The following is a 7,133-nucleotide window of genomic DNA, read 5'->3' on the forward strand; positions in this document are numbered from 1 at the left end:
GCCCCGCCCGCACCCGTGTGCGCGGCGAACCGGGCCGCTGCGCAGTGTCGGCAGTCGAACGCCCGTACTTTAGTGCAGGCTTGTCCGGATTTGTCGACGAGCGCGTAACAGCGGTTAGGAGGCCCGGGGGGAACGGGAATCTCCGATTCATGAACCACAACTCCCCCACCTTCCAGGGTGTTTCGGCCCCCCGCCCGCTCCAGCACCTCACCGGCAGCAAGCCGCGGATCCTGAGCGTGAGCCAGCTGCGCCAGCACGGCATCACCCCCTCCGACACCGCCGAGCGCTGCCGGACCGGCGGCCCCTGGCAGCAGGTGCTGCCCGGGGTGTTCCTGCTGCACCCGGGCGTGCCCACCAGCGAGGAGCGGCTGCACGGGGCCCTGCTGTACGCCACCCGCCGCGGCGGCGAGGCGATGATCACCGGGGCGGCGGCGCTGGCCCTGTACGGGTTCTCCTCCGCTCCCCCGCTGCTCGCCCTGGACCGGATCGACGTCCTGGTGCCCGGCACCCGGCGGCTGCGCTCGGTGGGCTGGGTGCACCTGGTGCGGGCGCACGCCCTGCCGCGCGCCCAGGAGGTGACCGGGCTGCCGGTGGCCCCGGTGGCCCGGGCGCTGGCCGATGCCGTGGCCGACCTGGACGACGCGGGCACGGTACGGCGGCTGCTGAGCGAGGCGGTGCGCGGCGGGCACTGCGAGCCGGCCGCGGTGGTGCGCGAGCTGACGCAGGCGCGGCTGCTGAACCGGCCGCACGTGGTGGACGCGGTGGACTCGCTGCTGGCCGAGGGCCGCGCCATCGCCGAGGACCGGCTGTTCGAGCTGGTGCGGACCTTCGGACTGCCGGACCCGCTGTGGAACGTGGACCTGCGACTGCCGGGCGGGCCGCACCTGGGCGGGGTGGACGCGTACTGGCCGGACCAGGCGGTGGCGGTGGAGCTGGACACGCGGGCCCCGCGGCAGGGCGGGGACGACCAGTGGAGCGAGTACGCGCGCAAGCGGGAGCACCTGGAGCGGCTGGGGCTGACCGTCGTGTACATCACCCCGCGCAAGCTGCGGGACCACGCCGAGCAGCAGGCCGCGGTGATCCGGACCGCGCTGACCGCATCCGGCGACCGCGAGCCGGCGGCGTACCTGGTCGTCCTGCCGCGGTGAGCCGTCCCGGAGGGGCGGCGGGGGCGGACCGGGGGCTCAGAGGGCTTCGGCCGGGGGGTTGGCAGGCGGGGTGGCCCGGGGGTCGGCGGGCGCGGCGGCCCGGGGGTGGGCAGGGGGGTTGGCCGGGGAGTACTCGGGGGTGCTCCACAGCAGCCGGCCGGGGTGGAGGGCCTCCACCGCCTCCTCGACGGTGAAGCGGACGGTGCGTGAGCCGTCGGGGGCGAAGGCGGTGCGGGCGCGGCCGGTGAGCTGGAGGGTGCGGCCCGTCTCCCAGTCGGGGAAGAGGAGTCCGGCGCGGGGGTCGGCGGCCAGGTTCCCGAGGGTCAGGAACATCGCGTTGCCCGGGTAGTCAGGCCAGGCCAGCTCCGCCGGGGAGAGCACCTCGACGAAACCGGGATTGCCCCCGCGGTGGCTCGCGTCCACCCCGTCGGGTCCGGCGGTCGCGATGAAGAAGGTGTCGGCGGCCCGTACGGCCCGCTCCTGGTCCGGGGTGAGGGCCCGGCCGCGTCGGACGACGCCGGGACCGGATTCCGCCACGGCGAGCGGCTGCCGCTTCTGGAGGTACTTGGGGCAGTTGGAGAAGACCTGCCGCGCGGTGACCGCGAACCCGCGCGGGGTGGGCTCCAGGGTTCCGTTGAGGCGCATCCGGCGGCGGGTGCCCGGATCGAGTGCGATGGTGCCGACGGCGGTGCCGGGTGCGGCCAGGGCCGCGGCGAGCGGGTCGCCCGCCGGGAGTCCGCCGGCCACGGACATCCGGTCCGGGCCGGTGGCCCGGACGAAGCCGGGACCGGCGGTCAGCAGGGAGGCCCAGACCCGGCCGCCGGGGCCGGCCGCATCGGCGGCCCCGACGACGAGGAACGGGCGGGCGGCGAGGAAGGCGGCGGCCACGTCCCGGATGCCCGGGCCGATCGAGCGGCCGACGTGGTCGGCGAGCTCGCGGACCCCGACCCGGTCCTGCACGGTGCGGGAGCCCTGGTGGTAGGGCCCGGTGGACTGGACGGCGGCCGCCATGACGGTCTCCTTCTGCTCGGCCTGGACTGCGTGCGCACGGGCTGCACGCACGGGCTGTGCGGTGCGGGCGGGCGGCAACGGCTGCCGGGCGCCTGCTGCGGCTTAGAAGAACCCGCAGGTGGGGGCGCCCGCGGTGGGGGCGGGCGCGTCCTCGGCGCCCGCCGGGGCGGAGATCTCCAGGCGGGTGCCGTCGGGGTCGTGGAAGAAGATCCCGCCGGAGGCGGCCCCCTCGGCGTGGGCCACCACCCCCTCGTAGGCGAACCTCACGTCCAGCGCGCGCAGCCGGCTCTCGTACGCCCGGACCTCGTCGATCGAGGCCGCGGACAGGGCCAGGTGGTGCAGGCCCGCGGCGGCCGGGGAGAAGGCCCCCTCGGCCTGCTCCCACAGGGTCAGGACGAGGGTCCCGTCCCGGCCGAGGAAGGCGTACCGGCGGCCGGCCTCCTTGCCCTCGCGGAGGAGCTCGAACCCGAGGGCCTCCCGGTAGAAGTCGAGCGAGCGTGCGAGATCGGTGACGTTCAGGCCCACGTGTCCGGTGGTCAGCGTGCCGGTGGTCGTCATGACCGGTTCCCCTCTCCGATGGGCGCACGGGCGGGTCCCGCACGCCTCGAACCGCGGTTTTTTTTCTAACCTCTGAAAATGACTTTAGGGGTTAGTCTCCGAGTCGTCAACCGGCCACGTACGCTTGAGTGGTTAGCCGCGTCGGAGGATCGGACAGGAGACCGGGATGGCCGCCACGAGGGACCCGCGCCCGCTGACCGGGGAACCCGTCTCCCTGGACCTGCTGAACACCCGCTGGATGCGCGAGGGCGAGCGCCAGGACCTGTTCGCGGGCGCCGCCGGGCTGACCCGGCTGGAGGGCCTCGCCGTCTGGCTGGAGAGCGCCGGACTGGCGGACCGCTTCCGCGCCGACGCCCCGACGCTCATCCACCTGCTGACCGCCCGCGAGGCCCTCGCCCGGGCGGTCGCCGAGCCCGCCGACCCCACCGCCCTGGCCCTGGTCGACAAGGTGCTCGGACACGGCCGGCTGCGTCCGACGCTGACCGCCGAGGGTCCGGGCGAGGTGCCCGAGTTCGAGGACCGGGCCTGGGGTCCCGCGTGGACCGCGGCCCACGACTACCTGCGCCTGCTGCGCACCGGGCCCGACCGGATCCGCGCATGCGCGCACGGGGCCTGCATCCTGCACTTCTTCGACACCTCGCGGAACGGGACCCGGCGCTGGTGTTCGATGGCGGCCTGCGGAAACCGGGCAAAAGCCTCGCGCCACTACGCCCGTTCGCGCGACGACCAGTGAGTAGACAAGTCGACTTCTGACACTCTTTCAACACCCGCGACTCGTACCGGTGCGTCCCGGTACGTTCCCGCTGACGCATCCCATGCACTGGCGGGTGTCCGCCATGACGGGCACCCGTCTCCGGCAGGCCTCCCCAAACCCCTGTCACGTGCGGAAAGCTGACCGGTCATCCGGCACCGAAATCCGGACCGTTTCTTTCACTTATCAGGGATGCTGATGACCCTCGAATCCCCCAGTTCGATATCCGGGGCCAGACGTGCTGCGCGCGTCGCGGCCGCGGCGGGCCTGGTTGCCGCCCTCGCAGCGGCGGGCCCCGTGCCCGCGTTCGCCGCGATCACGGCCGGCGACCCGGCCGCCACCGCTCCGCTGAAGTCCGCCGAGGAGAAGCTCGGCTCGGACGACGCCAAGCTGCTCGCCGACGCCGAGGCCAAGGGCGAGAAGACCGTCACCGCGATGGTCGCCACCACCCCCGGCGCCACCGAGCAGGTGGCCCGGCAGCTCGACGCAGTGGCCGGCGCCTCGGTGGGCAAGACGTACGACGAGCTCGGCTACGTCCGCGCCACCCTGCCGACCGCCGGCGCGGAGGCCGCCCTCAAGGCGGCCGCCAAGCTCTCCTCCGTGACGGGCATCGACCTGCGCCAGGAGATCAAGCTGGAGGACCCGCGTCCGGACGCGAAGCGCGAGAACGGCACCGTCGCGCGCACCTCCGACGCGGCCTACCCGGGCCCCGGCAAGGACACCCCGGCGAAGAACCCGTACAACCCGTCCTTCGAGACCGGTTCCGTGGACTTCGTGAAGGCGCACCCGCAGGCCGACGGCCGCGGCGTGACCATCGGCATCCTGGACTCCGGTGTGGACCTCGGCCACCCGGCGCTCCAGAAGACCACCACCGGCGAGCGCAAGATCGTCGACTGGGTGACCGCGACCGACCCGCTGACCGACGCCGACGCCACGTGGCGCGCGCAGATCACCCCGGTCGCCGGCGGCACCTTCTCCGCGGGCGGCCAGAGCTGGAAGGCCCCGGAGGGCAACTTCCAGTGGAGCCGCTTCTCCGAGTCGATCACCGCCACCGGTGACATGGCCGGAGACGTCAACCGCGACGGCGACACCACCGACAGGTTCGGCCTGCTGTACGACCCGGCCGCCGGCACCGTGCGCGTGGACACCGACCAGAACGGCGACTTCACGGACAACGAGCCGATGAAGCCGTACAAGGACGGCTACCAGGTCGGCTACTTCGGCACGGACAACCCGGCCACCGACGTGGCCGAGCGGATCCCGTTCGTCATCGAGATCCGCAAGGACGTCCCGATGGACCCGCTGGGCGGTGACTGGGTCGGCAAGAAGGTCGACTTCGTCAACGTCGGCATCATCGAGTCCGAGCACGGCACCCACGTGGCCGGCATCACCGCCGCCAACAGCCTGTTCGGCGGCAAGATGAACGGCCAGGCGCCCGGCGCCAAGCTCGTCTCCTCGCGCGCCTGCTCCTGGTCCGGCGGCTGCACCAACGTCGCGCTGACCGAGGGCATGATCGACCTGGTCGTCAACCGCGGCGTGGACATCGTCAACATGTCCATCGGCGGCCTGCCGGCGCTGAACGACGGCAACAACGCCCGCGCCCAGCTGTACACCCGCCTCATCGACACCTACGGCGTCCAGCTGGTCATCTCGGCCGGCAACTCGGGCCCGGGCGTCAACACCATCGGCGACCCCGGCCTGGCCGACAAGGTCCTGTCGGTGGGTGCCGCGGTCTCCAAGGAGACCTGGGCCGCCAACTACGGCTCCGGCGTGGACAAGAAGTACGCCATGTTCCCGTTCTCCTCGCGCGGTCCGCGTGAGGACGGCGGCCAGGCGCCGGTCATCACCGCCCCGGGTGCCTCGATCAACACCATCCAGACCTGGATGCCGGGTGCGCCCGTCGCCGAGTCCGGCTACACCCTCCCGGCCGGCTACGGCATGCTGCAGGGCACCTCGATGTCCTCGCCGCAGGCCGCCGGTGTCGGCGCGCTGCTCCTCTCGGCCGCCAAGCAGTCCAAGATCGCCCTCTCCCCGGCCGGCCTGCGCACCGCGCTGACCAGCACGGCGAAGAAGATCAAGGGCTACGGCGCGCACGAGCAGGGCGCGGGCCTCATCGACGTGAACGCGGCCTGGGACTCCGTCCAGCGCGGCGCGAAGGCCCACGACTTCACCGTGAAGGCGCCGGTCGACACCGCGCTCGACCAGTTCCTGAAGGAGCCGGGCTTCGGCACCGGCATCTACGACCGCGAGGGCGGCCTGAAGGCCGGCCAGAAGAAGGTCTACAACGTCGTCGTCACCCGCACCTCGGGTCCGAAGTACGGCGTCCGCCACGACCTGTCCTGGCGGAACAACGACGGCACCTTCAAGGTCGTCGGCGGCTACGACTACGTCACCCTGCCGCTGAACAAGCCCGTCACCATCAAGGTCGAGGCGAAGCCCGCCACGGCCGGCGTGCACAGCGGCCTGCTGCAGCTGGACGACGCGACCACCGAGGGCATCGACAAGCAGATCCTCTCCACCGTCGTCGTCGCCAAGCAGCTGGCGAAGCCGTCCTTCGGCTTCTCCGAGACCTCCTCGGTCCAGCGCAACAGCCACAAGTCGTACTTCGTGAACGTCCCGGCGGGCGCGAAGTCCCTCGAGGTCGCCCTCGGCGGTCTCGCGGCCGGCAGCCAGACGCGCTTCATCTCGATCCACCCGTACGGCACCACGGTCGAGAACAGCGCGACGATCAACTGCTACCCGAACTACAACAACCCGGCCAACACCTGCCGCCCCGACCTGCGTTCGTACGCGAACCCGCAGCCGGGCGTCTGGGAGATCGAGGTCGAGGCGCGCCGCACCTCCCCGCTGCTCGACAACCCGTACACCGTGGACATCTCGGTCCTCGGTGCCGCGTTCGACCCGGCGGTCAAGGTGATCCCCGAGGCGAAGATCGGCACCCCGGCGCCGGTCCAGTGGAACGTCACCAACAACTGGGCGGGCCTGCAGGGCAAGCTCAAGGGCGGTCCGCTCGGCTCCGCGAAGGTGGCCAAGCCCACCATCGCCAACGGTGAGACCCAGACCACCGAGGTCACCGTCGGTGCGGGCGCCAAGCGCCTGGACGTCGCGATCGGCAACGTGTCCGACGCGGGTGCCGACCTCGACCTCGAGGTCTACAAGGACGGCGTGAAGGTCGGCTCCTCCGCGGACGGCGACTCCGAGGAGGCCGTGAGCCTGGCCAACCCGGCCGCCGGCACCTACACCATCAAGGTCATCGGCTACGCGGTCGCCGCCGGCGGCACCACGTACGACTACCGCGACGTGTACTTCGCCGACTCGCTGGGCACCGTCCAGGTCGACGAGGCCGCCACGGTGGACCTGGCCAACGGCGCCTCCGCCTCGGTCGGCGCCAACGTCCTCGTCGCCAGCGCGGCCCCCGAGGGCCGCCAGTTCTTCGGCGAGGTCTCGCTGGTCAACTCCCGCGGCACGGTGGCGGGCAACGGCAGCGTCCAGATCCAGAGCGTGACCCCGTAACGCGGTTGCGGGTGGCGCGTCGCTGAAATGACGCCGGAGGGGGGGGGGGGGGGGGAAGACCCCCCCCCCCCCCCTCCCCCCCCCCCCCCCCCCCCCCCTCCCCCCCCCCCCCCGGGGGAACAGGACCTGGGGGAGGGGGCAACCACCACGGC

5 protein-coding genes are annotated in these 7,133 nt (G+C 72.8%); 3 read left to right on the forward strand and 2 right to left on the reverse strand.

Going from position 1 to position 7,133, the window contains the following annotated elements; all coding sequences use genetic code 11:
* The first annotated feature begins 149 nt into the window (after positions 1–149).
* On the forward strand, positions 150–1,148 hold the full coding sequence (locus tag ACZ407_RS03835; RefSeq protein WP_468125215.1) for a hypothetical protein: 999 nt from the start codon (positions 150–152) through the stop codon (positions 1,146–1,148).
* A 36-nt stretch (positions 1,149–1,184) separates the two neighbouring features.
* Here ACZ407_RS03835 and ACZ407_RS03840 read toward each other — a convergent pair whose 3' ends face one another.
* Positions 1,185–2,159: a pyridoxamine 5'-phosphate oxidase family protein gene (locus ACZ407_RS03840; RefSeq protein ID WP_468125475.1), complete on the reverse strand. Its 975-nt coding sequence runs from the start codon at positions 2,157–2,159 to the stop codon at positions 1,185–1,187.
* A gap of 102 nt (positions 2,160–2,261) precedes the next feature.
* The gene (locus ACZ407_RS03845) at positions 2,262–2,717 is read right to left on the reverse strand and encodes a VOC family protein (RefSeq protein WP_468125217.1); all 456 of its coding nucleotides are present in this window, start codon (positions 2,715–2,717) and stop codon (positions 2,262–2,264) included.
* Positions 2,718–2,883: 166 nt separating this feature from the next.
* Here ACZ407_RS03845 and ACZ407_RS03850 point away from each other — a divergent pair, with 166 nt between their 5' ends.
* Together ACZ407_RS03850 and ACZ407_RS03855 are read left to right on the forward strand one after the other, a co-directional pair.
* Positions 2,884–3,450, forward strand: a complete 567-nt coding sequence (locus ACZ407_RS03850; RefSeq protein WP_468125218.1) for a CGNR zinc finger domain-containing protein — start codon at positions 2,884–2,886, stop codon at positions 3,448–3,450.
* A 216-nt stretch (positions 3,451–3,666) separates the two neighbouring features.
* Entirely contained in the window at positions 3,667–6,981 is a 3,315-nt protein-coding gene (locus ACZ407_RS03855; protein ID WP_468125220.1) for a S8 family serine peptidase, read from the forward strand.
* The last annotated feature ends 152 nt before the right edge of the window (positions 6,982–7,133 follow it).

It is taken from the genome of Streptomyces sp. NPDC030809 (assembly GCF_055572195.1).

Coding starts and splice junctions, on each gene's coding strand:
- ACZ407_RS03835 (WP_468125215.1), top strand. CDS start 150: ATGAACCACAACTCCCCCACCTTCCAGGGTGTTTCGGCCCCCCGCCCG.
- ACZ407_RS03855 (WP_468125220.1), top strand. CDS start 3,667: ATGACCCTCGAATCCCCCAGTTCGATATCCGGGGCCAGACGTGCTGCG.
- ACZ407_RS03840 (WP_468125475.1), bottom strand. CDS start 2,159: ATGGCGGCCGCCGTCCAGTCCACCGGGCCCTACCACCAGGGCTCCCGC.
- ACZ407_RS03845 (WP_468125217.1), bottom strand. CDS start 2,717: ATGACGACCACCGGCACGCTGACCACCGGACACGTGGGCCTGAACGTC.
- ACZ407_RS03850 (WP_468125218.1), top strand. CDS start 2,884: ATGGCCGCCACGAGGGACCCGCGCCCGCTGACCGGGGAACCCGTCTCC.